The organism is Actinokineospora sp. NPDC004072 (assembly GCF_053604195.1).
In genome coordinates this window covers 95,699-119,388 of sequence record NZ_JBSGHB010000022.1, presented here as the reverse complement: position 1 = coordinate 119,388, position 23,690 = coordinate 95,699, and the positions used below count along the sequence as shown (strand labels likewise).

The window sequence follows — 23,690 nt, the reverse complement described above, 5'->3', positions numbered from 1 at the left end:
GGCCAGGGGCTGGGTCAGCAGAGGGTTGTCCAGCAGGTAGATCTGGCCCGCCGAGAGGTAGTTCGCGGCCCGCCAGTAGGCGTCCACCAAGGACAGATCCGCCTGCCCGACTCCTTGCGACACCGTCGTTCTCCTCACTCGTCGGGGCGCGCTGATCTCCCTCTCGCCTACCCAATCCCGAGTTGGGCATGCGTGCAACCTGGTGGCGCCGTGCTCCCCCGGCTTCACCGGCGGTCGCGGCGCCAGGGGCGGAGGCGCGGGCTGTCGTCGTAGTGGAAGCCGATGCGGTCGCGCACCTCGTGCGGGGCGAGGACGCGGCGGAGCCGCTCGCCGACCGTGCGAGCCTCGCTGCTCCACTGGACGCGGCCGAGGAGCAGGATCGCGCCGTCCTGGCGGGCGGCGCGGACGTGTGTCGTGTCGATGTCGGGGACCGCGCGCACCGCGGCCTCGGCCAGGGCGAGCGGGTCGGGGGCGTCCGGCGGCGTCCTCGGCATCGGGACGCGGGTGACGGTAGTGGTCATGGCCATGTCCTGAGGTCTTATCCGCGCGTGCGGATGGCGTGCTGCAGGCGCGCGGCGCGGCGTTGGGCCGCTTCATCGCGTTCGTGGAGTTCGGCGCTGGTCAGGATGTGGGCGTCGGGCCCGGGGAAGACCAGGGCGCGGCGCTCGGTGTCGGTCCAGCGGACGAGGTAGGGCGGGGTGCCGTCGGGGTGGGCGACCTCCTCGATGTGGCCGCGGCGGGCCTCGCGGTGGTCATCGGCTCGTTCGACGACGAGCCAGTCGCCGGGGTGGGCGCGCATGGCGGGCTCCCTGGGGGTCAGAACAGCGGACCGGGCGTGAGCGCGGTCGCTTCGGCGGTGGTGGGGGCGGGTGCGAGGGCGTCGGGGATGAGCACGACGGGCACCCGGGCGTGGCGGACGCAGTAGGCGGCGACGGAGCCGAGGAGGGCGGACAGGACCGCGTTCGCGCCGTGGCTGCCGAGCACGAGCATCGCCGCGCCGTCGGCGGCGGCGAGCAGGGCGTCGCCGATCGTCCCGGTCAGGACCCGGTGCTCCACCGGAACGTCCGGGTGGCGGGCGGCGGCGGCGGTGAACTCGGCGGCGATCGCCCCGGCCGCGGCGGCGCCGCGGGGGCGGACGGTGACGGCCAGGACGCGGCAGCCGCGCCGCCGCCCTTCGGTGATGGCCCACTCCAGCGCGGCGAAGGACAGGTCGGAGCCGTCGGCTCCGACGACGATCACGCCGGTCGGTGCTGTGTCCACGATGTGCTCCTTCACTGGTCGATGACTCGATGGTGGCCGGGCGGCCCGATGTCCGACACACACGACGGTCCTCACCCGTGTGGGACCTAGGCCCCTCGGTGGGTCGTGGGTCAGGTCGGTCGCACGACGGCGACCGGGCAGGGGGCGTGGTGCAGGACGGCCTGGCTGGTCGAGCCCAAGCCCATTGCCGTGAACTCGCCGGTCCCCCGGGTGCCCACCACGACCAGCGCGGCGCCCTCCGCGTGCTCGACGAGGGCACGCACCGGACGGTCGCACCGGACGACCCGCTCGACGGCGACCAGCGGGTACCTCGTCGTCCACGGGCCGATCCAGTCGTCGAGCAGCCGGGCGGCGGCGGCACCCGCGGCAGCGCGGTCGGCGTCGGGCAGTGCGCGCCATCGGCCCGAGAGCATGACCTCCGACCAGGTGTGGACCGCGACCAGCCGAGCGCCGCGCAGCGCGGCGGCGCCGAACGCGTAGGCGATCGCCGCCTCGCTCGCGGGGGTGCCGTCGACCCCGACGACCACCGGCCCGTCCTCCGGACTCGTTCCGCGCACCACAACGACCGGGCACGCCGCATGCGCGGCGAGGGCGACCGCGACCGAGCCGACCAGGGCCCGGTGGAACCCTCCCAGGCCGCGGTGGCCGATGACGAGCGAGTGGGCGCGCGCCGACTCACCGATCAGCGCCGGGACTGCGGACCCGATCAGCACCTGGTGGTCGACGACGACGTCCTCGACCGCGGCCGACGCCGTGCGCAGGGCCTGTTCCCCGAAAGCGGTCAGTTCCGCGACCCACCGGCGTTCGTCGGCAGGCGCGAGGAGCGGGGGCAACGCGCAGGCGTGGACCAGGCGCAGCGGGAGGGCGCGGCGGCGGGCCTCGGCCGCGGCCCAGGCGACCGCCGCCAGCGCCGAGTCCGAGCCGTCGACCCCGACGACGATGGGGGCGGTCATGGCCGGGGCTCGTGGCGGATGTCGACGACCATCGCCTCGGGGATGGTCACGCCGGTGTCGTCCCAGGACCAGCCGAGTCGGTTGTGGACCGAGACGACGCCGTCGACGCGTTCGGACAGCGCGGCGGCGATCGGCACCCAGCTGCGCCGCTCGACGGTGCCGTCGAGGGTCACCTGGCCGTCGTGCACGGTGACCCCGACCCGGTCGGCCGGGGTGTCCAGCGAGCGCTCGAACACCTCGTGCCGGATCTCCTCGGCGATCGCGTCGTCGCCGCGCAGGAAGACGCCGAGCAGGTCCGAGCGGCTGACCAAGCCCGACAACACGCCGTCGGCGGTGACGACCGGCAGCCGCTTGACGCGGTGCTCGGACATCAGTCGCGCGGCGGTGGTGACCGGGGTGTGCTCGGTGGTGGTCACCGCGGGACTGCTCATCAGCTCGGCGGCCACGGTTCCCGCGGCACGGGACTTGTCGGCGTGCCTGCGCAGCAGCGCGCGCAGCGAGTGCGGCGCGCCGTCGGCGCGGGCGCTCTCCTTGGCCAGCAGGTCCGCTTCGGACACCACGCCGACGACCCCGCCGCTCGCGTCGGTCACGGGCAGGGCGCTGACGGAGTGCTCGGTCATCAGCCGGACCAGTTCGGCGAAACCGGTGTCCGGCCGGGCGGTGACCACCGTGCGGGTCATCACATCGGCGACGGCGCGCTTGTGCATCTCGACCTCCTCAAGACGTTGTGCGACCAGTGAATCCGCGCCGCCGTCCCGGTCGCAGGAAGCCAAGGTCCCGCATCGGCACCCTCTTTGGACTCTCCACCGAGCACGGCGCGGCGGCGATGGTTGAGGCATCGAGAGGGAAGGAGGCACCATGACCGCCGCGAAACCCGACCACGGCACAGTGCGCGCCGTGCTCGCCTTGGCCGGACGGGCGCCGTCGGTGCACAACACCCAGCCGTGGCGCTGGGTCGTCGGCGCGGAGTCGGTGCACCTGATGGCCGACTGGGACCGGTGGCTGCGCGCCACCGACCCGGACGGGCGGGACCTGCTGGTCAGCTGTGGAGCCGCGCTGCACCACCTGCGGACCGCGTTCGCGGGCATGGGCTTCGCCACCCGCGTGCACCGGTTGCCCAACCCCGCCGACCCGGTCCACCTGGCCGCCGTGGAACCGCGCGCCGCGACCGCGTCCGACGAGCAGGTAGCACTCGCCGCGGCGATCGGCAGGCGGCGCACCGACCGCCGCCGGTTCTCGTCGTGGCCGGTTCCCGCTGCCCATCTCGACCTGTTCGCGGCCAGGGCGGCCGAGGAGGGCGTGCTCGCCGTCCCGATCGCGGGCGCCCGGGAGCGAAGCAGGCTGGCGTCGGCGTTCACGCGGGCCGCGGCGCACCAGGAGCGCGTCGAGGGCTACGGCACCGAGCTGGGGCTGTGGTCCGGGCGCGGCCGCACCGCCGCCGACGGCGTCCCCAGGACCGCGGCGCCGAGCAGGCCGATGGCGCACGACGGCCTTCCCATGCGCGCCTTCAGCGCGGGCTCCCTGACCGCGCCCACCGCCAACGACCAGGAGGTCGACGCGGGCGCCCTGCTGGTGCTCGCCACCGCGGGCGACGACCCGCTCTCCCGGCTGCGCGCGGGCGAGGCGGCCAGCGCCGTGCTGCTGGAGGCCACCGGCCTCGGCCTGGCCACCTGCCCGCTGTCCCAGCCGCTCGAACTGCCCGAGACCCGGGCGGCGATCCGCGACGGCGTGCTCGACGGGGCCGCCGTCCCGCAGCTGGTCCTGCGGATCGGGTGGGCACCCGCCGCGGCTCCCCCGCTGCCCTCGACCCCGCGCCGCCCGGTCGAGGACATCCTGTCCCGTCTGCCGGGCACCGGAACACCGTGATCACCGAACCGGTGGAGGAAGAGGTGTCCCTGCACCACGCCGAACGCCCCACCCGCCAGTCCGCGCGCCCCGCCCCCGCCGTCGGCGCCGGGTGGCCCCTGCCCGCCGCGCGGCTGCTCGCCATGGTCCGGATCGCGATGGGCCTGGTCTTCGCCTGGGCGTTCCTCGACAAGTCCTTCGGCCTCGGCTACGCGACCCCGTCGGCGAACGCCTGGATCAACGGCGGCTCGCCGACCAAGGGCTTCCTCGGCGGCATCGACCGCGGCCCGCTCGGGGACATGTCCGCTCCTGGGCCGGGCAGGCGTGGGCGGACTGGCTGTTCATGGCCGGGCTGCTCGGCATCGGGGTCGCCCTGCTGCTGGGCGTGGGTCTGCGCGTGGCCGCCGTGGCGGGCTCGGTGCAGATGGCGCTGATGTGGGCGGCGGAGTGGCCGCTGGCCCGGCACAAGGACGTGGGCGAGTTGACCCGCTCGACCAACCCGGTGCTCGACTACCACATCGTCTACGCCCTGGTGCTGGTCCTGCTCGCCGCCGCGTGCGCGGGTGACGTCTGGGGCATGGGCAGGCGCTGGGCCCGGCTGGACCTGGTCGACCGCAACCGCTGGCTGCGGTGACCCCGACCGAGAGGAAGCCCCGACCCGCGAGCGGGTCGGGGCTTCGCGGCGCGCGATCCGCGGTCACCGGGCCGCCAGGGCGTCGGCCAGGCGGTCGACGGAGGTCACGGTGACGCGCGCGGCAAGGCCCACGGGGGCGGTGGCCGCGACGAGCGGGTCGGCCTCCACCACGAACACCGGCCGGTTCGCGCGCAGCGCGCACACCACGCCGTACTCGCGGGTGGTGAGCTCGTCGTCGGCGCCGCGCACATCGACGAACAGGTCGACCGGGTCAGTGCGCGTGTCCAGCGGGCAGCGCGATCCCGGGGCGAGCGCGCGGCACAGGCCCGCGTCGGCGTGGCAGGTGCTGACGCGGGCCCCCGCGGCGCGCAGCCGGGCCGCGACGGGCCCGGCGTCGCCGAAGCGGGCCTCGGTGAGCAGCACGTGCTGGGGCTTCGGGTCGATGGTCATGGCGTCCTCCTCGGCAGAGCTGTGCTTCCAGCGTTCCAGCCCGGGCTCGGGGACGCAGTGGCCGAAAGTCCCGCACGGGTGGGGATGTCCGCCGCGCGGACCGGGACCTGGCTCCCTGTCAGCGAGCCCGCGCGTGTCACAGGCTCGGGGAAGACGACCAGGAGGAGAGCCATGACGCGATGGGTGAGCACACTGTCCGAAGTCGACAGCGAGGATGTGGCGACGGTGGGCGGCAAGGGGGCCAACCTCGGCGAGCTGATGGCCGCGGGCTTCCCCGTGCCCGACGGGTTCGTGGTGACCGCGGACGCCTTCCGCCGGTCCATGGTCGACGCGGGCGTCCGCGTCGACGACCCCGACACCGACGCCGAGCGGCTGGGCAAGTCCGTGCACGCCGCGGGCGCGGCCGACGAGGTCCGCGCGGCGATCGCGGCGGCCTACCGGGAGCTCGGCGATGACGTCCTGGTGGCGGTGCGGTCGTCGGCGATCGGCGAGGACTCGGTGACGACCTCGTTCGCCGGGATGAACCGCACGCTGACCAACGTGCGGGGCGCCGACGCCGTCGTGGAGGCGGTCGTCGAGTGCTGGGCGTCGCTGTTCGCGCCGAGGTCGGTGGCCTACCGCGCCGAGCACGGGCTGGCGGGCGCGCCCGCGATCGCCGTCGTGGTGCAGCGGATGGTGCAGTCGGAGCGCTCCGGGGTGATGTTCACCGCCGACCCGCTGACCGGCGACACCGGCAGGGTGGTCGTCGAGGCCGCGTTCGGCCTCGGCGAGGTGGTGGTCAGCGGCGCGGTCGAGCCCGACACCTACGTGCTGGCCAAGGCCGGTCCGTCGGTGGAGCGGGTGCGCGTCGGCAGGCAGACCCACGTGATCGCCCTCGGCGCGGACGGCGAGCGCCGGGTCGAACTGCCCGCGGACCGGGCGGGCAGCCGGGTGCTCGGTGCGGCCGAGGCGGTCGAGCTGGCCCGCACGGGTCTGGCCATCGAGCGCCATTACGGCCGCCCGCAGGACATCGAGTGGGCCATCGCCGACGGCAAGACCTGGATCGTGCAGACCCGTCCCGTCACCACCATGGGCGGGGAGCGGCCCGTGGTCGCGGGCCTGCCCGCCGCGCCCGGGGTGGCTTCCGGCCGGGTCCGGGTCCTCCGCGACCCGGCGGAGGCGGACCGGTTCGCCGACGGCGACGTGCTGGTCGCCCGGATGACCGACCCGGACTGGGTGCCGCTGATGCGCCGTGCCGCCGCGGTGGTCACCGACGAGGGCGGGGCCACCTGCCACGCCGCTATCGTGGCCCGCGAGCTGCGCGTCCCCTGCGTGGTGGGCGCCCGCACCGCCACCACGGCGCTGCGCGAGGGCATGACGGTCACCGTCGACGGCGCGGCGGGCACCGTCACCGAGGGCGTGCGCACGGCCCGCGCGGAGGTCGCCGAGCCGGTGCGGGTCGAGCCCGTCGAGGCGCTCGGCACCCGGGTCTACGTCAACCTCGCCCTGCCCGACGGCGCGGCGGCGGCCGCAGCGCTGCCGGTCGACGGGGTCGGGCTGCTGCGCGCGGAGTTCCTGATCACCCAGGCGCTGCGCGGCACCCACCCCCGCAGATTCCTCGCTCAGGAGGGCGCCGACCGGTTCATCGAGACCATGGCCGACCCCCTGGCCCGCATCGCGACCGCTTTCGGCACCCGCCCCGTCGTCTACCGGGCCACGGACTTCCGCACCAACGAGTTCCGCGGCCTGGCTGGCGGGGCGGACTTCGAGCCCCTGGAGCGCAACCCGATGATCGGCTTCCGGGGCTGCCACCGCTACGTGCGCGACCCCCAGCTGTTCTCCCTCGAACTGGCCGCTCTGGCCAGGGTGCGGGAGCAGGCGCCGAACCTGCACCTGATGCTCCCGTTCGTGCGGACCCGCTGGGAGCTGGAGGCGTGCCTGCACCTGGTCGACGCCAGCCCGCTGGGCGCCCAGCGCGGCCTGCTGCGCTGGATCATGGCCGAGGTCCCCTCCGCCGCCTACTGGATCCCCGAGTACGCCGGGATGGGTGTGGACGGGGTGTCCATCGGCAGCAACGACCTCACCCAGCTCGTCCTCGGCGTCGATCGGGACTCCACCACCTGCGCGGAGCTGTTCGACGAGGGCGACCCGGCCGTGCTGGACATGATCGGGCGCATCGTCGGCGCCTGCCGCCGCGCCGGGATCACCTCGTCGCTGTGCGGGCAGGCGCCCACCACCAGGCCCGAGTACGCCGAGCGCCTGGTGCGGCTCGGGATCACCTCGATCTCGGTCGACCCGACCGCGGTCCCCGCCACGCGGGCGGCCATCGCCGCCGCGGAACGGCGGATCGTGCTGGAGGCGGCCCGAGGCGGTGCCCGGTGACCCGGGCGCTGCGGGCCCGCACACGGCGCAGGTGGGCCGGGCTCGGCGGTGTCCTCGCGGGCTTCATGGCCGTCTGGGCCTATGCGGGCGCGGTCGGTGTCATCGGCGGCGGGGTCGACTTCGGCCCGGACATCACCGCCCGCCTGCCGTGGGAGAGCACCACGGTGGCCGGGATCGCGCTGCTCGCCTGCGTCGCGGCGCCGATGACCGCCGCCTGCGCCCTGGTGTGGCGCGGCTCGGGCCGCGCGCCCAGGGCGCTGGTGGTCGCCGGGGTGCTGCTCGCGGGCTGGATCGTCGTGCAGCTGGCCGTCATCCGCACGTTCTCCTGGCTGCAGCCGTTCTGCCTCGGCTACGCCATCGTCGTCGCCGCACTCGGCGTCATGTCCACGACAGACAATCCCAAGGAGTGATCATGACCGGCAACAGCAAGCGCATCGTCGTCGGCTTCGACGGGTCGCCGTCGAGCGTGGCCGCGCTGCGCTGGGCACTGGCCGAGGGCCGGGCGCTCGCGGCGACCGTCACCGCCGTCGAGGTGTGCCCGCCCGACACCGCCTTCCTGCCCGCGACCTCGATGAGCCTGCACCCCAGGGGCACGGTCCCGCACCCGGGCGCCGGTCCGCTGGCCCGCATCGCCGAGCAGGTCGCCGACGAGGCGGGCGCCCGCCTCCGGGTGCGCCGGGTGTCCGGGCGCACCGGCAAGGCGCTGGCCGAGACCGCCGAGGGCGCCGACCTCATCGTCATCGGCGCCCACCACCACGCGGCGCGCCTGACAACCGGCATGGGCGTCTTCGCCATGGACTGCGTCCGGCATGCCCGCTGCCCGGTGGCCGTCATCCCCGAACGGACCTGAACGCGGACTGGCGAACGGCCCCGGACCGACGAGGTCCGGGGCCGTTCGGGTGTCCGGGTCAGCGCGGCGGGATGACGGCAACCGGGCACTCGGCGTGGTGCAGAACGGCCTGGGCCGTGCCGCCGAGGACGACACCCGCCAGCGGGCTGTGCCCTCGGCTGCCGACGACCAGCAGCTGGGCGTCCTCGGCGTGGTCGAGCAGGGCCCTGGCCGGACGGTCGCGGACCACGATGCGCTCGACGGGCACCTCGGGGTACTTCTCGGTCCAGCCCGCCAGCCGCTCGGCCAGGAACGCGCGCTCGTCCTCGGCGATCGCGTCCCAGTCCATCAGGACCGGCAGCGGGTACCAGCCGCCGGTGTAGGCGGTGTCGAGCCAGGTGTGCACGGCGCGCAGGCCGACACCGCGGTGCGCGGCCTGGTCGAAGGCGAACGCCAGCGCCGCCTCGCCCGCCGGGGACCCGTCGACGCCCACGACGACCGGCCCCTGCTCGGGTGCGCCGCGGACGACGACGACCGGGCTGTGGGCGTGGGTGGCCATCGTCAGCGCGAGCGAGCCCGCGAGCAGGCCGCGGAACCCGCCGAGCCCCCGACTGCCCAGCACCACGGCGTGAGCGTCGAGGGAGGCGTCGACGACGACCTGGGAGGGCGTGCCCATCCGCTCGTCGAGGATCGGCGTGACGCCGGGCGCCGCGGCCCGGGCGGCGGCGGACGCCTCGGCGAGCACGCGCTCGGCGTGGTCGGTCATGGCCGCCACCCACCGGTCGTCCGGGTCGAGGGCGGCTGGCAGCCGGGGCGGGGGCGGCGGGTAGGCGTGCAGCAGCCGCAGCGGCAGGCCGCGCGCCGCGGCCTCGCGGGCCGCCCAGCGGACGGCGTCGAGAGCGGCGGGCGAGCCGTCGACGGCGGCGATGATCTGGGACATCAGCGGACCTTTCCGGGTGTGCGTGAGAACGCGGTGGGGGGACGGAGGGGCGTGGGCGCGGTGTCGACCGCCGGGACGCCGACCCGCAGGATCACCTGCGGGAAACCGGGCAGTTCGGCGGTCTCGACGAGCCCGGCGCGGACTTCGTGCAGGTGCAGGGGCAGGGTGACGGCGGAGGCCGCGAGCCCCATGGCGGTGGCGGCCAGCCAGGTCTGCTGCAGCGCGATCCCGGCGTGCAGGTGGTCGCTGCGGCCGTCGCCGGTGGTGATGACCACCAGGTGCGCCTCATCGGCGAGCCGGTCGGCCAGGGACGGCCCGCCGGGCCGCGGGTCCGCAGCGCCCAGACCGGCCCACAGCCTCGGGTCCGCGTCCGGCCCGCACCAGGCAGCCAGCTCGGCGCGGTAGGCGGGGTCGTTCCCGATGTGGTCGGCGGCGTGGGTGAGCAGGCGCCCCACGGCGGCGTCGCGCTCGGGCCCGGCAAGCAGGACCACGGCCGCGCCCGCCACGTCGGTCGCCTTCAGCAGCCCGGCTCGGGCGGTGACCGAAGGCGGGGCGGCGAATCGGGCCCGGTGGCTGCGGCGGGCGCCGATGGCCGCGTAACGCGCCAGCTCGTCCGGGGTCGGCGGCTTGCGCTCACCCGCGCGCACCATGGCGACGACGTCGCGGCGCTCGGGCAGCGGGAACTGCCGCCACGACTCGGTCCAGCCGAGCCTGCGGCAGGCGAGCCGCAGGGTGGCCACGGCCGCGCCGCAGGAGATCAGTCGGTCCCGGCCGATCGGGTCCTGCCGCGTCAGGCGCAGGGCGACCCGCTCGATGACCAGGGCGTCGCGGTCACGGGTCTCCAGCGCCCACGGGCGGGTGTCGTGCACCGACGGCGCGCGGTCCATCGCCGCGGCGAGGACAGCCTCCTCCGCAAGAGTCCACCGTGGACTGTCGGCGGTCATCGGATCGACGCGGTCAGCGGCGACCCGGCGACCGCGCCGCCGTCGACGACGAACTCCGAGCCGGTGCTGTAGGTGGCCTCGGCGGCGATGAACAGCACCATCCTGGCGACCTCCTCCGGCTCGCCGAAGCGGGCGATGGGCTGGCCCGCGGTCATGGTGTCGTCGAACCCCTGGGTCATCGGGGTGCGGATCGGCCCGGGGTGCACGGAGCAGACCCGCACCCCGTCGCGGGCGAACTCCAGGGCCGCGGTCTTGGTCAGCCCGCGCAGGCCCCACTTGCTGGCCGTGTAGGCGCCGAGGTTGGGGTAGCCGGTGAGGCCCGCCGTGGAGGAGATGTTGATGACGACCCCGCCGCCCGCCGCGCGCAGCGACCGGGCGACGACGTGCATGCCGAGCCAGGCGCCGGTGAGGTTTACGTCGATGACGTGCTGGAAGGACTTCAGGCTCTGCTCGGCGATGGCGCCGAACTCCACGATGCCCGCGTTGTTGACCAGCAGGGAGACCGGTCCGAACGCGGCCTCGGTGGCGGCCACGGCGCGGTGCCAGTCATCCTCGGAGGTGACGTCGAGGTGGGTGTACGCGGTGCCGGGTGGCAGATCGGCGGGCTCGGGCAGCACGTCGGCGGCCATCACCGACGCGCCCGCCTCGGCCAGCGCCTCGACCACGGCGCGGCCGATGCCGCGCGCGCCACCGGTCACGATGGCGGTGGTCCCCTCCAGGTTGGACATGGCGCTCTCCCTCGATGTCGGTTGTCGCATCCCCAGCCTCGCGTCCTCCCCTCTGCGCGAAGAGGGTCGAACGTCCCCGTGGCTCGGGACGTCCGACGACGGCGCAAGCGCTCCGCCGTCGGCTGCAATGGCAGGGAACCGACCGGAGGAGCAGCCATGTCCGCTTCGTCGCCGTGGCCGGACCACGACACGCTCATGTCCGCGATCGCCCTCGCCAACCGGGCCCCTTCGGTGCACAACACCCAGCCGTGGCGGTGGCTCGTCGGGACGCGGTCGCTGCACCTGATGGCCGACCGCACCCGGTGGCTACCCGCCACCGATCCGCGCGGCCGCGACCTGGTGATGAGCTGCGGCGCCGCGCTGCACCACCTGCGGGTCGCACTGGCCGCGCGCGGTTGGTCCGCCGTAACCCTGCCCGTCGAAGCCGAGGGCGACGATCACCTCGCCGCCCTCGGCCTGCGCCCCTGCCCGCCCGAGGGCGCGGAACTCGCCGCGGCGATCGCGCTGCGGCGCACCGACCGGCGCCGCTACAGCGCTCGCCCCGTCCCGGACAGGGCCGTCGCCGAACTGGCGCGGGCCGCGGCGCGCCTCGGCGTGGCGGCGCTCCCGCTCGTCGGCGAGGAGGAGCGGCTGGAGGTGGCCGTGAGCCTCCTGGCGGGTGCGGCGCGACAGCGGGTCGATCCCGGGGTGCGGCGGGAGCTGGTCCACTGGACCGGCCGGACCCGCGGTGTGCCCGAGGGCGTTCCCGCCGCCAACTCGCCGAACGGGGCTGTCCGCCACGGCGGGCTGCCCATGCGGTACTTCCCCCGGGGCGTGCTGACCGAACCGCCTGGCGACCCGGTCGGGCCGGATGCCGGGCTGCTGCTGGTCCTCGCCACCGCGGGGGACACCCGCGCGGCGTGGCTGCGCGCCGGGGAGGCGGCCAGCGCGGTGCTGCTCGCCGCGACCACGCTGGGCATGGCGACCTGCGTGCTCTCCCAGAACGTCGAGGTCGACGGCGTGCGGGCGCGCCTGCGCGACCGTCTCCTGGCCGGGCGCGGCGAGCCGCAGCTGGTCATCCGGGTCGGCTACGCGCCGGAATCGGCGGGCCCGCTGCCCGCCACCGCGAGGCGCTCGGTCGGCGAGGTGTGCCACCGCCTCCCCGGCACCGGGTCTCGCCCTCGCCGGGCCTAGTCCGTGCCTGCTTGATCAGGGCGCGCTATGCATGCCCGCCGTGATCCGGCCTCTAGCGGACCAGATCCGCCAGCGGCCTGCGGTGGGTCGGGGGCGTCACGTGCGCGGGATGGCCGATCCGGAGCACGGCCTGGGGCGGGCCCGGCAGGCCGAGGTCCGTCACGAGCGCGGCCCTGGCCTCGCTGACGTGCAGCGGCTGGGTGATCAGTGAGCCCGCCAGCCCCGAGGCGACCGCGGTCAGCCAGAGGCGCTGCAGGGCCATGCCCGCACCCAGGTGGTCGCGGCGGGTGTCGCCGTCGGTCGCGACGATGAACTGGGTCTCGGCGGCCAGGCCGAACTCGTCCGGGTGCCCTTCGCCGACACCTCGACCCACCTGCTGCCCACGGGGCTGTCCGCCGAATCCGCGTTGATGCTGTCCGACATCCTGCCCACAGCCTTCGAGGTCGGGGTCCTCAACGGCGCCGTCGCCCCCGGCGACACCGTCGCCATCGTCGGCGCCGGACCGATCGGACTCGCCGCCATCGCCACGGCGCGGCTGTTCAGCCCTGGCGCGATCATCGCGATCGATCCGGCCGCGCCGAGGCGCGATGCGGCCAAGCGATTCGGTGCCGACATGGTCGTCGACACCGCGACCGATCCGACCTCGGTGGTCATGGCGCGCACCGACGGCCTCGGCGCGGACGTCGTCATCGAGGCAGCGGGGTAGCCGCCGCGTTCGAACTGTGCGCCGACCTCGTCCGCCCCGGCGGCCACCTCGCCAACGTCGGCGTCCACGGCAGCCCGGCGACGCTGCACCTGGAACGGCTCTGGAACCGCAACATCACCATCACCACCGGACTGGTCGACACCTACTCGACGCCTCGGCTGCTGGCGATGGTCGCCTCCGGGCGCCTCGACGCCGCCCAGTTCACCACCCACCGCTTCGACCTGGACGACATCGAACATGCCTACGAGGTGTTCGCCCGTCCCATGGACAGCGGCGCGCTCAAGATCGCGCTGCACCGGCGCGGCTAGGGGTCAGGACATGAGCACCCCCGATTCCCGGAAGGGCCGTGCTCGCAAGCGGACAGGAGAAGCCATGGACCGGGCCCTCACAGCGGAACAGGAAACGGCACTGCGCAAGCTGGTCGATGACGGTGTGCTGGCCGGATGGCAGAACGACGCCGTGCGCGTCGCCCTCGCCGCTTCTGGGCAGGCCCTCGCGCCCACCAGGCGCAGCGAGGTCTTGGCTTACCTCGGCGGTGGTCTGGTTCTCGTTGGCGCGGTACTGACAGTCGCCACCTCCTGGGAGGATCTGTCGCGCACGGCGCGCGGCATTGTGTTGATCAGTGCCACCACGGGCCTGCTCCTCGCCGGTCTGCTGGGCTCTCGGCACGGTGGCCGGGCGGGCCGCCGGGCCGCGACCGCCCTGTTCGCTCTCGGCGCCGGGGTCGGCGCTCTCGCCGCGGGCACCTTCGCGACGGCGCACGAAGGAGCGTGGGCCGCTTCGACCGCCTTGGCCCTGTCGGCCCTGACCTACGGGTACCTGCCATCGCTGCCCGGCCTGGGCGTCGCGGGGATCAGCGCGTTCGCCCTGGTCGTCGACCTGGTGCTGGTAGAAGCCGGAGGCGATGGGCGGGCCGCCGCCGCTGCCTTGACGGCCCTGGGGGTGCTGTGGGGCGCCCTCACCGTCTCGGAATTCGTGCGACCGGCCTGGACCGGATACGGGATCGGGGTGGCCACCGCGCTGATCGGAGCCCAACTGTCGATCGATGGCCTCGGTCGGGTCACGTGGGCCTACATCCTCACCGCGGGGGTCGCGGTGTTCTGCTCCGTCGCCTACGCCCGCTACCGCCATCCGATCCTGCTCGCGGGCGCCGTCATCGGGAACACTGTCGCCGTACCGCAAGCCCTGTGGGACTGGACCGGCGGCACCGTGGGCGCCGCTGCGGGCGTGCTGGTCGCGGGAGCGGTGCTCCTGCTCCTCGGCGCGCTCGGCGTCTGGCGTTCCAGGACCCACGCCGCGCCGCGCGCCGCTGCTCCGCCAGCGGGGCACCACCCGGCGACCGCGTCCGGCCGGAAGGATGGGTGATCGCGGGACGTCGGGACGGCCGTCAGGTGCTCAGTCAGCCGCCGCGGTGTGGCGGGCGGGCAGCGGCAGTACGCCTGCGCGGCGGAGCCGGTCGCGCGCGGCGGCGATCGCCTCGGGGGTCGTGGCGAACACGCGGCCGTCGGCGTCGAGGCGGCCGATGACGCCGAGTGCCTCCAGCGGCCGGTGGTGGCCGTCGCGGACACCGGAGACGTACACGGCGATTCCCCGCCGTTCCAGCCTGTCGATGGTGTCCTTGAGGACCAGCACGCCGCTGGCGTCGATCGTGGTCACCCGTGACATGCGCAGGATGACAGCGGACACGTCGGCGATGTCGGGCAGTTCGAGCAGGAACCGGTGGGCGGCGGCGAAGAACAGCGGCCCGTCGATCCGGTAGGCGACGATGTGCTCGGCGAGCAGGGCGTGTTCCTCATCGCTGGTGGCACCGGGCAGGTCGCCCGCGATGCCGACCTGGTCGATTCGGGCCTGACCAGCGACCGCGCGCAGCGCGAGCGCCCCGGCGACCAGCAGGCCGATGACGATCGCGTAGACCAGGTCGAGGGCGACCGTGGACAGCGCGGTGAGGATGAGGACGGCGGCGTCGGCGCGGGTGGCGCGGGCCATCGTCCGCAGGCTGCCGACCTCCACCATGCGGATCGCGGTGGCGATGAGGACACCGGCGAGCGCGGCCAGGGGGATGCGGGAGACCAGCGGGGCGGCGGCGTAGACGATGCAGGCGAGCACGGCGGCGTGGATGAGCGCGGCCAGCCGGGAGGACGCCCCCGCGCGGACGTTGACCGCGGTGCGCGCGATCGCGCCGGTGGCCGGGACACCGCCGAACAGGGGCGCGGCGATGTTCGCCAAGCCCTGCCCGAACAGCTCACGGTCGGGATCGTGCCGTTGCCCGATGGTCATCCCGTCGGCCACCGACGCCGACAACAGCGACTCCAGTGCCGCGAGCACGGCGACGGCCGCGGCGGGTACCAGCAGCGACGGGAACACGGCGAAGTCGAGGAAGGCGAGGGACGGTGCGGGTAGCCCGGCGGGCAGGTCGCCGATGGGAGTAGCCGAGTCCAGGGAGAACACCTCGGCTGCGACCGTGGCCGCGACCACCGCGACGATCGAGAACGGGACGACGGGCCGCCACCGGGCGCCGACCAGCATGATCGCGGCGACCCCCGTCGCGAGCCCCAGCGCGGCCCAGTTCGGGGACACGACGAAGGCGCGCGCCGCGTGCCAGCCCGTCTCCAGAACGCGCTCGCCCTGCGTCGCGGTGACCCCGAGTGCTGCCGGGATCTGCTGCAGACCGATGACGCAGGCGATGCCCAGGGTGAAGCCCTCCACGACGGGCGCAGGCACGTAGCGCATGACGCGGCCCGCCCGCGCGAGCGCCAGCCCGACCAGCACCACTCCCGCGATCAGACCGACCGCCAGGACGCCCCCGGCGCCGTGTGCGGCGACGATGGGCACGAGGACGACGGTCATGGCGCCGGTGGGACCGGACACCTGCAGGTTCGACCCGCCGAACACGGCCGCGAGCGCACCGGCGACCACGGCCGTCGCCAGCCCGGCCTGGGCGCCCAGCCCCGAGGACACCCCGAAGCCCAAGGCTAGCGGCAGCGCCACGATGGCCACGGTCGATCCGGCGAGCAGGTCACGGCGGAAGTGCCTTCGCGCGGCGACCGCGTCCGCACGAGCGGGCAGCAGCGGACGCAGCCGAGACCACGCCGCGGAGCAGACGGCCCTCACCGCGCGGCCGAGTCGGTGTAGCGCGGCCGGTCGAGCAGATCGCTCTGCCCGGTCAGTGCTCGTCGCACGACCGCGAGCTGCTGTGACAGCGCAGGCATGCGGAGGAACCCGATCTGGTACAGCGAGACTGGCACGACACTCCCCGCGATCAGCACCCGCCCTTCTGAGGGGGCCTGCCGCAGGCAGCTCCCGAGGGCCTGCCACAGAGACTACCAGCGCGATTGCATATATTCGCAATTGCATGGTTCGTCATCGAGTAGCGATCCACCACAGCTGGGCAACTCGATCGCGAACGCGTGACGGTGTGAACCGCCTCGCACTGGACCGATGCAGCGAGCCGCAGCCCCGGGGGCCGCCGTATGGTGCTGAAGACCTGCGGAATTGCGAATTTCTATAACTATGAAGGGTGGCACCCGTGGATGTGGACGCGGTTCTCGACGAGGCGGGCGTGGGGAACGCGCATGTGCGCGAGTACGTCCGGCATTGGGCACATGTCACGCGTCCCGATCGGATCGAGGTGGTCAGCGCGGCCGACGACGCCCGGCTGATCCGGGAGAGTCTGGCCGCGGGCGAGATCCTGCCGACCAGCGATGGTGGGTACTACGCACGCAGCCACCGCAAGGACACCGCGCGCTCCGAGGAGCGCACCGTGGTCGCCACGAGCGACCCGGCCGACAAGGGTGTCTACAACAACTGGCGGCCCGCAGCGGAGATGACTGCCACGGTCACCGAGTTGATGCGCGGCGCGTCCGTGGGCAAGACGATGTACGTGGTGCCGTACCTGATGGCCCCGCCCGGCTCTCCCTTGGCGCGTTACGCCGCGGGCGTGGAACTCACCGACCACCGCACCGTCGCCCTGCACATGATCAGGATGGCCCGGGTCGGCATCGAGCACATCGACGGTCTCGGCGAGCCCGCCGGATTCGTCCGCGCCGTGCACGTCACGGGCGATCTGGAGAACCTGGGCCAGGGCACCGCGCACGACAGGCGCCACTTCGTCACCGTGGCCGACGAGCGGACCATCCTGCACTACGGCTCTTCCTACGGTGGCAACGCGTTGCTGGGCAAGATCGCGCACGGTTTGCGCCAGGCGTCCTACGACGGATGGGCGTCGGGTGCGTTCCTCGCCGAGCAGTTCATGCTGCTGGGCATCACCGACAGGGAGACCGGGCGCAAGCACCACATCTGCGGCGGTTTTCCCAGCGCGTCCGGCAAGACCAACCTGGCGATGACGCTCGCCCCGGACGCGTTGGGCGACCGTTACCACGTGGAGTTCTACGGTGACGACATCACCTGGTTGTGGGTGGGCGACGACGGCAGGCTGTACGGGATGAACCCGGAGTTCGGGGTGTTCGGCGTCGCGAAGGACACCAACGCCGCCACCAATCCGACCGCGCTGGCCGCGATCGGCCCCGGCACGGAGACCCTGTTCACCAACGTCGCCTACAACACCAAGACCAGCGAGGTCTGGTGGGAGGGCAAGACCGAGCAGCCGCCCGCAGACCTGGACGGCTGGCTGGACTGGACGGGCGAGCCCGTCGCCGAGCGCTCCCCGGAACGGCGGGGCGATCCGTGGGCACACCCGAACAGCCGGTTCACCACGACGCTGTCGAACGTCCCGAACCTCGCCGCCGACTACGCCGCCCCGTCGGGCGTGCCCATCGACGCGATCATCTTCGGTGGCCGCACCCGCGACCGCGAACCGCTGATCCGGGCCATCACCGGCGTCGCCGAAGGGGTGTACGACGGGCTGACGCTCGGCGCCGAGGCGACCTTCGCGGCCGAGGGCGTGGACGGCATGCTGCGCTACGACCCGATGTCGATGCGTCCCTTCATGTCCTACCCGGAGGGGCGCTACGCCGAGCACTGGTTGCGGATCATCGGACAGGTCACCGAGAAGCCGATCTTCGCGCACGTCAACTGGTTCCAGCGGGACCCCGAGGACGGGCGCTTTCTGTGGCCGGGCTATCGCGACAACCTGCGGGCGCTGCTGTGGCTGATGCGGCTGCGCGACGGTGAGGTGCGCGGCGTGCTCTCGCCGGTCGGCGTCCTGCCCGCGAGGTCCGAACTGCTCCTCGACGGTCTGCGGATCGATGAGGCTGACCTGGACAGACTGCTCACCATCGACCTTGAGCGCTGGCGTCAGGAGATCGGTTTCCGCGAGAGGCACCTGGCCCGGTTCGAAGGTTTGCCCCAGGAGATCTGGCAGGCCCACCACCGCGTCGCCGCTGACCTGGAAGGCGGCGCGCCCTGACCGGAAGGTAGGCCACAGGCGGGTGGCGGCGGAGGTCGCCGCCCGCCGTCCCCCCGGCACGGAGAAGGTCGTGACCGTCGTCAACCGTCGAATCTGCGCGAGCGCGCGCGCAGAGCCCCCGCGGCGGCGTCCGCGGTCCGGTCGGCCAGTTCACCCGCCGGGATTCTGGGCAGGTGGTGATCAGCCCCGGTGGCCATGACCAACGCGAGCACACAGGCGTGCAACACGGTGATGTGCGGCTGTGCGCCGGGTGTCCCCGCCAGCGCGCGGAGCAGGCCGGGCAACGTGATCAGCGGGTCGTGATCGCCCCGCGCGGTGATGACGACCGGGTCCAGATCGGCTGGGCCCGTCCAGGGCCAGAGAGCGTCCAGGTCGAGCACGATGTGCGCGTCCGCGGCGATGTCGCGCAGGGGGAACGCCGCGGCGTCAGCGGAGTTCCACACCGTGAGGTCACGGACTCCGGCGGCGAGCAGCAGCGGCTCGACGACAGGCATCGTCTCGGCGCCCGCGATCACCACGCGGGCGACCCGAGGTGGGTGGCCGAGCCGCGTCAGGGTGGTGAGGACCTGGGCGACGAGGACGGTGGCGGCGGTGTCGCGCCAACTGAGGACGGGCACGCCCAGCAGGTCCCGAATCCGCTCGGCGTCCCCGGGCCGCCCGCCGGGCAGGAAGACCGCGTCGGACTCCGCCAAGCGGGCCCAGGGTGCGGGGTCACCGCGGAACGGGCTGCGAAGGTCGAGGTCCACAACGCGGGCAGCCAGGCCGCCGAGCCGCTCGATCACGGCCGCGCACCGGACCGCCGGGAGGGCGTCGTCGGCCTCATCCCCGGCCACCACCGTCGCGACCAGCACGCGGCGGTCATCCCGTCCCTGTTCGGACACCACGCCGAGCCGCGTCAGCTGATCGACTCGTCGGGCGATGCGAGGTCCAGCACCGCCGGGTCGATCCAGTCACCGGTGTCGACCCCGTGCCGCGCGGCCAGGTCCAGCAGGTCCCGGATGCGCGCGCCGTGCAGGTGGGTCTCGTGGTCGAGACCGGCGCGGCGGGCCACGACCAGCGTCTTCAACCGTTCGTCGACCTGGTCGCGCAGGACCGTCGCGAACTCGCTCATCGCCCCTCATTCCCATCGAGCGCGGAGCCCCGACCATCAGAAATCCATTATCTGCACACTTGCGAAAATTTGCAACTGCGTGGCGCGCGACGTGGCCCACGTCCTGCCCGCTGCTATGTCATCGTCCCCTGGCGACGGACCGGGACACCCGACGACCGCGAGCTGATCCGCCCGCCGAAGCGGTCGGAGCGCGCAGGTCGTCCAGCAGTTCCACCTGCCCCGACAGCACGCCCGTCAGGATGCGACGGGCCACCGCCAGCAGTTCCGCCACATAGGGACTGGTCAACGAGTAGTAGACGGTGGACCCCTCTTTGCGCGTGGCCACCAGACCCGCGCGCCGCAACACCGCCAACTGCTGCGACAGGTTGGCCGCCTCGATCCCCACTTCCGGCAGCATCTCCGCCACCGCGTGCTCCCGCTGACTCAACAATTCCAACACCCGGATGCGCGCCGGATGCCCCAAGGTCTTGAAGAACTCCGCCTTGAGCTGGTACAAGGGCCTGCTCATCGACCCCCTCCCGTCCACTCGCCACCCGTCGTCATGCCATCGATTCTCGCGGTTTCACGGTCGCCAGGACGGCAGAGACACCGATTCGATGATTCACCAGTTGCTAACCTTAGCAAGTTTGACACGGAGGTCGCCCGGCAGACCACACAGGCACACTGTCGACGAGGCGGGCAGGAACCTAAACAAGGCGGCAGCCTGCGACGGCGGATGGACCACGCCCGACCCGACCCGAGCGCGTGCGCATGCGGTTCACCTCCGAGGTCTGCGGGCTGCGGGAATTGCCCGCCGACGCCATCTGGAACGGGAACTCGTGCCAGTGGGATGCAGCCGGCCCGGTTCCACGTCGATGGATCGGAGCGCCCGTGACGCCGATGAACAGGGCCTGCAGCCCGCCTGGCCCGACTCCCGCTCGCGACCACGGTAGACATCGGGCAGGTGACCGGACGCTGACCTTGAGCACGATGACCGCGCGGGAGATCGTGCTGTTGCTCGCTAGTTGGTCATGACCGCATTCTCCGCCCACCAGCGGGCATAGCTCGGGTTGCGGCCGGTAAGGCCCAGGTACGCCTCGGCGACGATCCTGCGCAGCGACGCGGGTTCGACAGGACAGGGACGCCGCGTTGCCAGGTCGATCCGGCGGATGATCGGGTCACCGCGCATCGGTCGCACGACCAGGCCGCGCCCCTCCGCCGAGGTCGCCTGGGCCATGCTGACACACTGGCCGCTGACGATGAACTCCCGTGCGGCGCTGGCGTCGCTGATCTCGTGGGTGATCCGCGGCTCGAACCCCGCTTCGCCGCACGCCCAGCGCAGCGCGGCGGTGACACCCGCGTCGACCTGAGGGTCGACTATCCAGTTCTCGTCCGCCAGCTCGATGAGGTCGACCTCGTCCTGGGACGCCTGCGGGTGGTTCTCCGACAACGCGACGAACATGGGCTCGACGGGCACGACGACCTCGCGCAGCAGCCCGTCCTGGGGGCCGGTCTCGAACCCGATGACCTCCACCACCACCGCGGCGTCCAGCCGCCCCGTCCGCACCCTGGCCAACAGGTCCGCGGCACTCGGGTCGCAATGCATGTGTATGCGCAACGGCTCCTCGTACGCGGCCACCAGCGGCGGGACCACAGCGGAGGCCAAGGCGCCCGGGTAGCAACCCAGCTGCAGCTCAACCCCACCGGTCGCGACGGACCCGGGCGGGACGACGCCCTGCAAGCCCGCCATCTCGTTGACCACAGTCCGGGCCCTGGTCAACACGGTCCGCCCGAACCCGGTCGGCACGACACCCGAGTACCCCCGTTCGAACACCGGCGCCCCCAGCGCCCGTTCGATGCGCTGGATCTGCGCGGTCAGGGCAGGCTGCGACAACCCGAGCACGGCGGCCGCCCGGGTGATGCTGCCTTCGTCCGCCACCGCGATCAGGGCCCGCAGATGCCGGAACTCCAGTTCCATGCCGCACATAGTATGGGTCAGTCGTATGGGCGAGGTGGCGGAGTGAAGGCGTCCCGATGCACGCCTTGGTTGAGTTCCTCTTTCTCGCAGGTGACGGTTAAAAGACCACAACGCGATCGACAGCAGTTAGCGCTGACAGCCAGGCCCTGATGCCGTCGGAGGACCAGGGCACGTCCAGTCGGCGGCTCGTGCACGTAGGGTCGTGACGTGCGGGCGGTAGCGTAGACGTCCCATCCGGCAGCGATCCCACGGTAGTCACAGGTGCCAGAGGCGCGGATCCCCGATGCCGAGACCGAGTTCGTCCTGGTCGGCCAACCGGAGTCCGAGCGTGTGGGTCGTGATCGCGCAGGACCGGGCCGGGTCGTGTCGCCTTCGCTCGGCTTCAGGCACATCCGCGCGGATACGCTATCCGTGTCTCCCATCCCGCCCTTTCAGCTGTCCCGGAGTCTGAGGTAGCGAAGCACTGCGGTGACCCTGCGGTCCGCCCGGTCGTCCGGTGGGAGGTCGAGTTTGGCGAAGATACTGCGGATGTGCTTATGCACGGTGCCGTCGCTGACGACCAGTTGTTCGCCGATGGCCTTGTTGCCCAGACCCTCGGCCATCAGCGCGAGCACGTCGCGCTCGCGGGGGCTGAGGCGATCGAGTTGGGCGCGTGCGGGGGTTCGGGTCAACAGCTGGGCGACGACCTCGGGGTCGATGGCGGTGCCGCCCGCCGCCACCCGCCGCAGCGCGTCGAGGAACTCCGCGACCCGGCCTACCCGTTCCTTGAGCAGGTACCCGAGCCCGGCGGCGCCGGACGCCATCAGTTCGACGGCGAAGGCCCGTTCGACGTAGGCGGAGAGGACGAGCACCGCGAGATCCGGATTGCGCCGCCGGGCCGCCACCGCGGCGCCGATGCCCTCATCGGTGTGCGTCGGCGGCATCCGCACGTCGACGATCGCCGTGTCGGGCCGGAGCGCGTCCACCGCGGCGAGGAACTCCTGCGGGTCGGCCGCGGTCGCCACCACGTCGAGCCCTTCGGCCTGCAGCAGCATGGCGACCCCTTCCCGCAGAAGCGGGTCGTCGTCGGCGATCACAAGCCGCATGGCAGGCCCATGGCCAACACTGTCGGCCCACCCGGCGGGCTGGCCAGGGTGAAGGTGCCGTCGTGCGCCTCGATCCGCCGTCGGATGCCGATGAGGCCGGAGCCGCGGTCGACGTTCGCGCCGCCGCACCCGTCGTCGAACACCTCCACCCGCACCCGGCCTCCTTCGCCGCGGATCGTCACGTACGCGCTGCGCGCGCCGCTGTGCTTGGTGATGTTGGTCAGCGCCTCGGCGATCGCGAAGTAGATCGTCGCCTCCACCGACGCCGCGCATCTGCCCACATCGACGTCGAGCACACACGGCACCGGGCAATCCGCGACCAGTTCGGCGAGCGCGTCGGTCAGGCCCCGGTCGGCCAGCACGGGCGGGAAGACGCCGCGGACGACGGCCCGCAACTCGGCCAGCGCCTCCTCCGCGGTCTCCTGCGCGCGGCCGAGGATCACGTCCGTGTCCTCGGCGCCGCGGGCCAGTGCGCGGCGCGCCGCTCCCAGGAGCACGATGGCCGCCACGACCCTGTTCTGCGTGCCGTCGTGCAGCGCCCGTTCGATTCGGCGCAGCTCGGCGGTGTGCGCGTCGAGCGCGGCGGCCCTGGTGGCGGTCAGGTGGGCGATCCGCAGCGCCGGATCGGCGGCGGTACCCACGTCGAGCAACTTGCGCCCAGGCATGCCCTGCAGCCTGGACAACACCGGCAGCAGGAACAGCGCCATGGCCATCCACCCGAATCCCAGCAACCCGACGACGAGCGCGTCCGCCATGTCGTGGACGACCCACAGGCCCAGCGACGGCGTGGCGGCATCCGGCGGCAGAAGACGCCACCACAGCGGGAAAGTCCCGTCTCGCACGATGTTCAGCACGATCGTCAGTCCGGAGGCGCCCAGCAGCAGCCCGCCGACGGCGTGGACTGCCAGCCAGGCCAGCTCGCGGCGTGTCGCGCGACTCCGCACCGCGTCGGCGAGGCGGCTTGGCGCGGGTCCGGGGCTGAGCACGGGTGGGCCTGATCGGCTCAGCCGCGCTCGTTCCCGGTCCGCGACGACGTGCACCAGGCGGAGCGCTACGGGCACCAGCGGCAACCCGACGCCGACGAGGCACAGCACGGCGGTGAGGCACAGCACCGCCATCCCGACCACCGCCAGCACGGCCGTGGCCAAACCGTCCGCGAGCCGTTCCAACGCGTCGGGGACGGCGCGGACGAGACCCGCCCCGGTCCGCGGTCGAGGCACGACTTGCGCCATACGACCACCCTACCCGCGATGATCGACTTCCCGCGGCGCGCACAGTAGCGCCTGCACCACCACGCTGTTGGGCGCCTTCTGGGTCGAAGGCTCTCGGCTCGATCCCTAGTGTTTCTC

30 protein-coding genes are annotated in these 23,690 nt (G+C 73.4%); 11 read left to right on the top strand and 19 right to left on the bottom strand.

Going from position 1 to position 23,690, the window contains the following annotated elements:
• The 6 genes from ACWEPX_RS28225 to ACWEPX_RS28200 all read right to left on the bottom strand — a co-directional run.
• The coding region (locus tag ACWEPX_RS28225) for a phosphoketolase family protein (RefSeq protein WP_451900284.1) at positions 1–138 on the bottom strand (138 nt) is incomplete at its 3' end.
• 86 nt (positions 139–224) lie between these two features.
• Positions 225–521, bottom strand: coding sequence for a hypothetical protein (locus ACWEPX_RS28220; RefSeq protein WP_451900281.1), 297 nt, complete (start codon positions 519–521; stop codon positions 225–227).
• Positions 522–538: 17 nt separating this feature from the next.
• Positions 539–799, bottom strand: a complete 261-nt coding sequence (locus tag ACWEPX_RS28215; protein ID WP_189210304.1) for a DUF1918 domain-containing protein — start codon at positions 797–799, stop codon at positions 539–541.
• A gap of 17 nt (positions 800–816) precedes the next feature.
• On the bottom strand, positions 817–1,260 hold the full coding sequence (locus ACWEPX_RS28210) for a universal stress protein (RefSeq protein WP_451900280.1): 444 nt from the start codon (positions 1,258–1,260) through the stop codon (positions 817–819).
• Positions 1,261–1,370: 110 nt separating this feature from the next.
• Positions 1,371–2,213 carry a universal stress protein gene (locus ACWEPX_RS28205; protein WP_451900279.1) on the bottom strand — a complete coding sequence of 281 codons (843 nt, stop codon included), beginning with the start codon at positions 2,211–2,213 and terminating at the stop codon, positions 1,371–1,373.
• Positions 2,210–2,920, bottom strand: a complete 711-nt coding sequence (locus ACWEPX_RS28200) for a CBS domain-containing protein (protein ID WP_451900278.1) — start codon at positions 2,918–2,920, stop codon at positions 2,210–2,212. Before ACWEPX_RS28200 ends, ACWEPX_RS28205 begins: the two co-directional genes overlap by 4 nt.
• 151 nt (positions 2,921–3,071) lie before the next feature.
• Here ACWEPX_RS28200 and ACWEPX_RS28195 point away from each other — a divergent pair, with 151 nt between their 5' ends.
• Genes ACWEPX_RS28195 through ACWEPX_RS28185 form a run of 3 tightly spaced genes read left to right on the top strand, consistent with a single transcriptional unit; the run spans position 3,072 to position 4,692 of the window.
• Positions 3,072–4,079: an Acg family FMN-binding oxidoreductase gene (locus tag ACWEPX_RS28195; RefSeq protein ID WP_451900277.1), complete on the top strand. Its 1,008-nt coding sequence runs from the start codon at positions 3,072–3,074 to the stop codon at positions 4,077–4,079.
• Positions 4,076–4,492 (top strand): hypothetical protein, encoded by a 417-nt coding sequence (locus ACWEPX_RS28190; RefSeq protein ID WP_451900276.1) that lies wholly within the window; start codon positions 4,076–4,078, stop codon positions 4,490–4,492. Before ACWEPX_RS28195 ends, ACWEPX_RS28190 begins: the two co-directional genes overlap by 4 nt.
• Complete coding sequence (locus ACWEPX_RS28185; protein ID WP_451900275.1) at positions 4,444–4,692, top strand: hypothetical protein; 249 nt, start codon at positions 4,444–4,446, stop codon at positions 4,690–4,692. The genes ACWEPX_RS28190 and ACWEPX_RS28185 overlap by 49 nt, the downstream gene beginning before the upstream one ends.
• A 63-nt stretch (positions 4,693–4,755) precedes the next feature.
• Here the strand turns inward: ACWEPX_RS28185 and ACWEPX_RS28180 are convergent, their stop codons facing one another.
• A complete protein-coding gene (locus tag ACWEPX_RS28180) occupies positions 4,756–5,142 on the bottom strand; it encodes a hypothetical protein (RefSeq protein WP_258903202.1) in 387 nt (128 codons plus the stop codon).
• Between the two features lie 171 nt (positions 5,143–5,313).
• Here ACWEPX_RS28180 and ppsA point away from each other — a divergent pair, with 171 nt between their 5' ends.
• Genes ppsA through ACWEPX_RS28165 form a run of 3 tightly spaced genes read left to right on the top strand, consistent with a single transcriptional unit; the run spans position 5,314 to position 8,353 of the window.
• Positions 5,314–7,503 (top strand): phosphoenolpyruvate synthase, encoded by a 2,190-nt coding sequence (gene ppsA, locus ACWEPX_RS28175; RefSeq protein ID WP_451900274.1) that lies wholly within the window; start codon positions 5,314–5,316, stop codon positions 7,501–7,503.
• A complete protein-coding gene (locus tag ACWEPX_RS28170; RefSeq protein ID WP_451900273.1) occupies positions 7,500–7,913 on the top strand; it encodes a hypothetical protein in 414 nt (137 codons plus the stop codon). The genes ppsA and ACWEPX_RS28170 overlap by 4 nt, the downstream gene beginning before the upstream one ends.
• A gap of 2 nt (positions 7,914–7,915) precedes the next feature.
• On the top strand, positions 7,916–8,353 hold the full coding sequence (locus ACWEPX_RS28165; protein WP_451900272.1) for a universal stress protein: 438 nt from the start codon (positions 7,916–7,918) through the stop codon (positions 8,351–8,353).
• Between the two features lie 58 nt (positions 8,354–8,411).
• On the opposite strand, the gene ACWEPX_RS28160 is transcribed toward ACWEPX_RS28165, so the two are convergent.
• From ACWEPX_RS28160 to ACWEPX_RS28150, 3 genes are read right to left on the bottom strand one after another with little or no spacing between them, the layout of a single operon-like run.
• Positions 8,412–9,272: a universal stress protein gene (locus ACWEPX_RS28160; RefSeq protein WP_451900271.1), complete on the bottom strand. Its 861-nt coding sequence runs from the start codon at positions 9,270–9,272 to the stop codon at positions 8,412–8,414.
• On the bottom strand, positions 9,272–10,216 hold the full coding sequence (locus tag ACWEPX_RS28155) for a nitroreductase family protein (RefSeq protein ID WP_451900270.1): 945 nt from the start codon (positions 10,214–10,216) through the stop codon (positions 9,272–9,274). Before ACWEPX_RS28155 ends, ACWEPX_RS28160 begins: the two co-directional genes overlap by 1 nt.
• Positions 10,213–10,944, bottom strand: coding sequence for an SDR family NAD(P)-dependent oxidoreductase (locus ACWEPX_RS28150; RefSeq protein ID WP_451900269.1), 732 nt, complete (start codon positions 10,942–10,944; stop codon positions 10,213–10,215). Before ACWEPX_RS28150 ends, ACWEPX_RS28155 begins: the two co-directional genes overlap by 4 nt.
• Positions 10,945–11,100: 156 nt before the next feature.
• On the opposite strand from ACWEPX_RS28150, the gene ACWEPX_RS28145 reads away from it, so the two are divergent.
• On the top strand, positions 11,101–12,117 hold the full coding sequence (locus tag ACWEPX_RS28145) for an Acg family FMN-binding oxidoreductase (protein WP_451900268.1): 1,017 nt from the start codon (positions 11,101–11,103) through the stop codon (positions 12,115–12,117).
• Between the two features lie 52 nt (positions 12,118–12,169).
• Here the strand turns inward: ACWEPX_RS28145 and ACWEPX_RS28140 are convergent, their stop codons facing one another.
• Entirely contained in the window at positions 12,170–12,490 is a 321-nt protein-coding gene (locus tag ACWEPX_RS28140; RefSeq protein WP_451900267.1) for a nitroreductase family protein, read from the bottom strand.
• Here ACWEPX_RS28140 and ACWEPX_RS28135 point away from each other — a divergent pair.
• The 3 genes from ACWEPX_RS28135 to ACWEPX_RS28125 all read left to right on the top strand — a co-directional run bounded on the left by ACWEPX_RS28135 (position 12,464) and on the right by ACWEPX_RS28125 (position 14,188).
• Entirely contained in the window at positions 12,464–12,823 is a 360-nt protein-coding gene (locus tag ACWEPX_RS28135; RefSeq protein ID WP_451900266.1) for a zinc-binding dehydrogenase, read from the top strand. The two genes, ACWEPX_RS28140 and ACWEPX_RS28135, sit on opposite strands and share 27 nt — an antisense overlap.
• 167 nt (positions 12,824–12,990) lie before the next feature.
• Entirely contained in the window at positions 12,991–13,131 is a 141-nt protein-coding gene (locus tag ACWEPX_RS28130) for a hypothetical protein (protein WP_451900265.1), read from the top strand.
• A 64-nt stretch (positions 13,132–13,195) separates the two neighbouring features.
• Complete coding sequence (locus tag ACWEPX_RS28125) at positions 13,196–14,188, top strand: DUF2157 domain-containing protein (protein WP_451900264.1); 993 nt, start codon at positions 13,196–13,198, stop codon at positions 14,186–14,188.
• A 30-nt stretch (positions 14,189–14,218) separates the two neighbouring features.
• Here the strand turns inward: ACWEPX_RS28125 and ACWEPX_RS28120 are convergent, their stop codons facing one another.
• Both ACWEPX_RS28120 and ACWEPX_RS28115 read right to left on the bottom strand, forming a co-directional pair.
• Positions 14,219–15,934, bottom strand: a complete 1,716-nt coding sequence (locus ACWEPX_RS28120; RefSeq protein WP_451900263.1) for a SulP family inorganic anion transporter — start codon at positions 15,932–15,934, stop codon at positions 14,219–14,221.
• A complete protein-coding gene (locus ACWEPX_RS28115; RefSeq protein WP_451900262.1) occupies positions 15,931–16,068 on the bottom strand; it encodes a hypothetical protein in 138 nt (45 codons plus the stop codon). Before ACWEPX_RS28115 ends, ACWEPX_RS28120 begins: the two co-directional genes overlap by 4 nt.
• Positions 16,069–16,349: 281 nt before the next feature.
• Between ACWEPX_RS28115 and ACWEPX_RS28110 the strand changes: the two genes are divergently transcribed.
• Positions 16,350–18,188: a phosphoenolpyruvate carboxykinase (GTP) gene (locus tag ACWEPX_RS28110; RefSeq protein WP_451900261.1), complete on the top strand. Its 1,839-nt coding sequence runs from the start codon at positions 16,350–16,352 to the stop codon at positions 18,186–18,188.
• Positions 18,189–18,268: 80 nt separating this feature from the next.
• Here the strand turns inward: ACWEPX_RS28110 and ACWEPX_RS28105 are convergent, their stop codons facing one another.
• From ACWEPX_RS28105 to ACWEPX_RS28080, 6 genes are all read right to left on the bottom strand, one after another.
• Positions 18,269–19,039: a hypothetical protein gene (locus ACWEPX_RS28105; protein ID WP_451900260.1), complete on the bottom strand. Its 771-nt coding sequence runs from the start codon at positions 19,037–19,039 to the stop codon at positions 18,269–18,271.
• Between the two features lie 44 nt (positions 19,040–19,083).
• Positions 19,084–19,299, bottom strand: a complete 216-nt coding sequence (locus ACWEPX_RS28100; RefSeq protein WP_451900259.1) for a hypothetical protein — start codon at positions 19,297–19,299, stop codon at positions 19,084–19,086.
• 118 nt (positions 19,300–19,417) lie between these two features.
• Positions 19,418–19,807 carry an ArsR/SmtB family transcription factor gene (locus ACWEPX_RS28095; RefSeq protein ID WP_451900258.1) on the bottom strand — a complete coding sequence of 130 codons (390 nt, stop codon included), beginning with the start codon at positions 19,805–19,807 and terminating at the stop codon, positions 19,418–19,420.
• A 492-nt stretch (positions 19,808–20,299) separates the two neighbouring features.
• Positions 20,300–21,256: a LysR family transcriptional regulator gene (locus ACWEPX_RS28090; RefSeq protein ID WP_451900257.1), complete on the bottom strand. Its 957-nt coding sequence runs from the start codon at positions 21,254–21,256 to the stop codon at positions 20,300–20,302.
• Between the two features lie 431 nt (positions 21,257–21,687).
• On the bottom strand, positions 21,688–22,341 hold the full coding sequence (locus ACWEPX_RS28085) for a response regulator transcription factor (RefSeq protein ID WP_451900256.1): 654 nt from the start codon (positions 22,339–22,341) through the stop codon (positions 21,688–21,690).
• On the bottom strand, positions 22,329–23,573 hold the full coding sequence (locus tag ACWEPX_RS28080) for a sensor histidine kinase (RefSeq protein WP_451900255.1): 1,245 nt from the start codon (positions 23,571–23,573) through the stop codon (positions 22,329–22,331). Before ACWEPX_RS28080 ends, ACWEPX_RS28085 begins: the two co-directional genes overlap by 13 nt.
• Positions 23,574–23,690 lie beyond the last annotated feature (117 nt).

Coding starts and splice junctions, on each gene's coding strand:
- ACWEPX_RS28200 (WP_451900278.1), bottom strand. CDS start 2,920: ATGCACAAGCGCGCCGTCGCCGATGTGATGACCCGCACGGTGGTCACC.
- ACWEPX_RS28095 (WP_451900258.1), bottom strand. CDS start 19,807: ATGAGCAGGCCCTTGTACCAGCTCAAGGCGGAGTTCTTCAAGACCTTG.
- ppsA (WP_451900274.1), top strand. CDS start 5,314: ATGACGCGATGGGTGAGCACACTGTCCGAAGTCGACAGCGAGGATGTG.
- ACWEPX_RS28160 (WP_451900271.1), bottom strand. CDS start 9,272: ATGTCCCAGATCATCGCCGCCGTCGACGGCTCGCCCGCCGCTCTCGAC.
- ACWEPX_RS28155 (WP_451900270.1), bottom strand. CDS start 10,216: ATGACCGCCGACAGTCCACGGTGGACTCTTGCGGAGGAGGCTGTCCTC.
- ACWEPX_RS28090 (WP_451900257.1), bottom strand. CDS start 21,256: ATGGAACTGGAGTTCCGGCATCTGCGGGCCCTGATCGCGGTGGCGGAC.
- ACWEPX_RS28100 (WP_451900259.1), bottom strand. CDS start 19,299: ATGAGCGAGTTCGCGACGGTCCTGCGCGACCAGGTCGACGAACGGTTG.
- ACWEPX_RS28195 (WP_451900277.1), top strand. CDS start 3,072: ATGACCGCCGCGAAACCCGACCACGGCACAGTGCGCGCCGTGCTCGCC.
- ACWEPX_RS28180 (WP_258903202.1), bottom strand. CDS start 5,142: ATGACCATCGACCCGAAGCCCCAGCACGTGCTGCTCACCGAGGCCCGC.
- ACWEPX_RS28220 (WP_451900281.1), bottom strand. CDS start 521: ATGACCACTACCGTCACCCGCGTCCCGATGCCGAGGACGCCGCCGGAC.
- ACWEPX_RS28145 (WP_451900268.1), top strand. CDS start 11,101: ATGTCCGCTTCGTCGCCGTGGCCGGACCACGACACGCTCATGTCCGCG.
- ACWEPX_RS28080 (WP_451900255.1), bottom strand. CDS start 23,573: ATGGCGCAAGTCGTGCCTCGACCGCGGACCGGGGCGGGTCTCGTCCGC.
- ACWEPX_RS28165 (WP_451900272.1), top strand. CDS start 7,916: ATGACCGGCAACAGCAAGCGCATCGTCGTCGGCTTCGACGGGTCGCCG.
- ACWEPX_RS28205 (WP_451900279.1), bottom strand. CDS start 2,213: ATGACCGCCCCCATCGTCGTCGGGGTCGACGGCTCGGACTCGGCGCTG.
- ACWEPX_RS28085 (WP_451900256.1), bottom strand. CDS start 22,341: ATGCGGCTTGTGATCGCCGACGACGACCCGCTTCTGCGGGAAGGGGTC.
- ACWEPX_RS28215 (WP_189210304.1), bottom strand. CDS start 799: ATGCGCGCCCACCCCGGCGACTGGCTCGTCGTCGAACGAGCCGATGAC.
- ACWEPX_RS28125 (WP_451900264.1), top strand. CDS start 13,196: ATGGACCGGGCCCTCACAGCGGAACAGGAAACGGCACTGCGCAAGCTG.
- ACWEPX_RS28150 (WP_451900269.1), bottom strand. CDS start 10,944: ATGTCCAACCTGGAGGGGACCACCGCCATCGTGACCGGTGGCGCGCGC.
- ACWEPX_RS28130 (WP_451900265.1), top strand. CDS start 12,991: ATGGTCGCCTCCGGGCGCCTCGACGCCGCCCAGTTCACCACCCACCGC.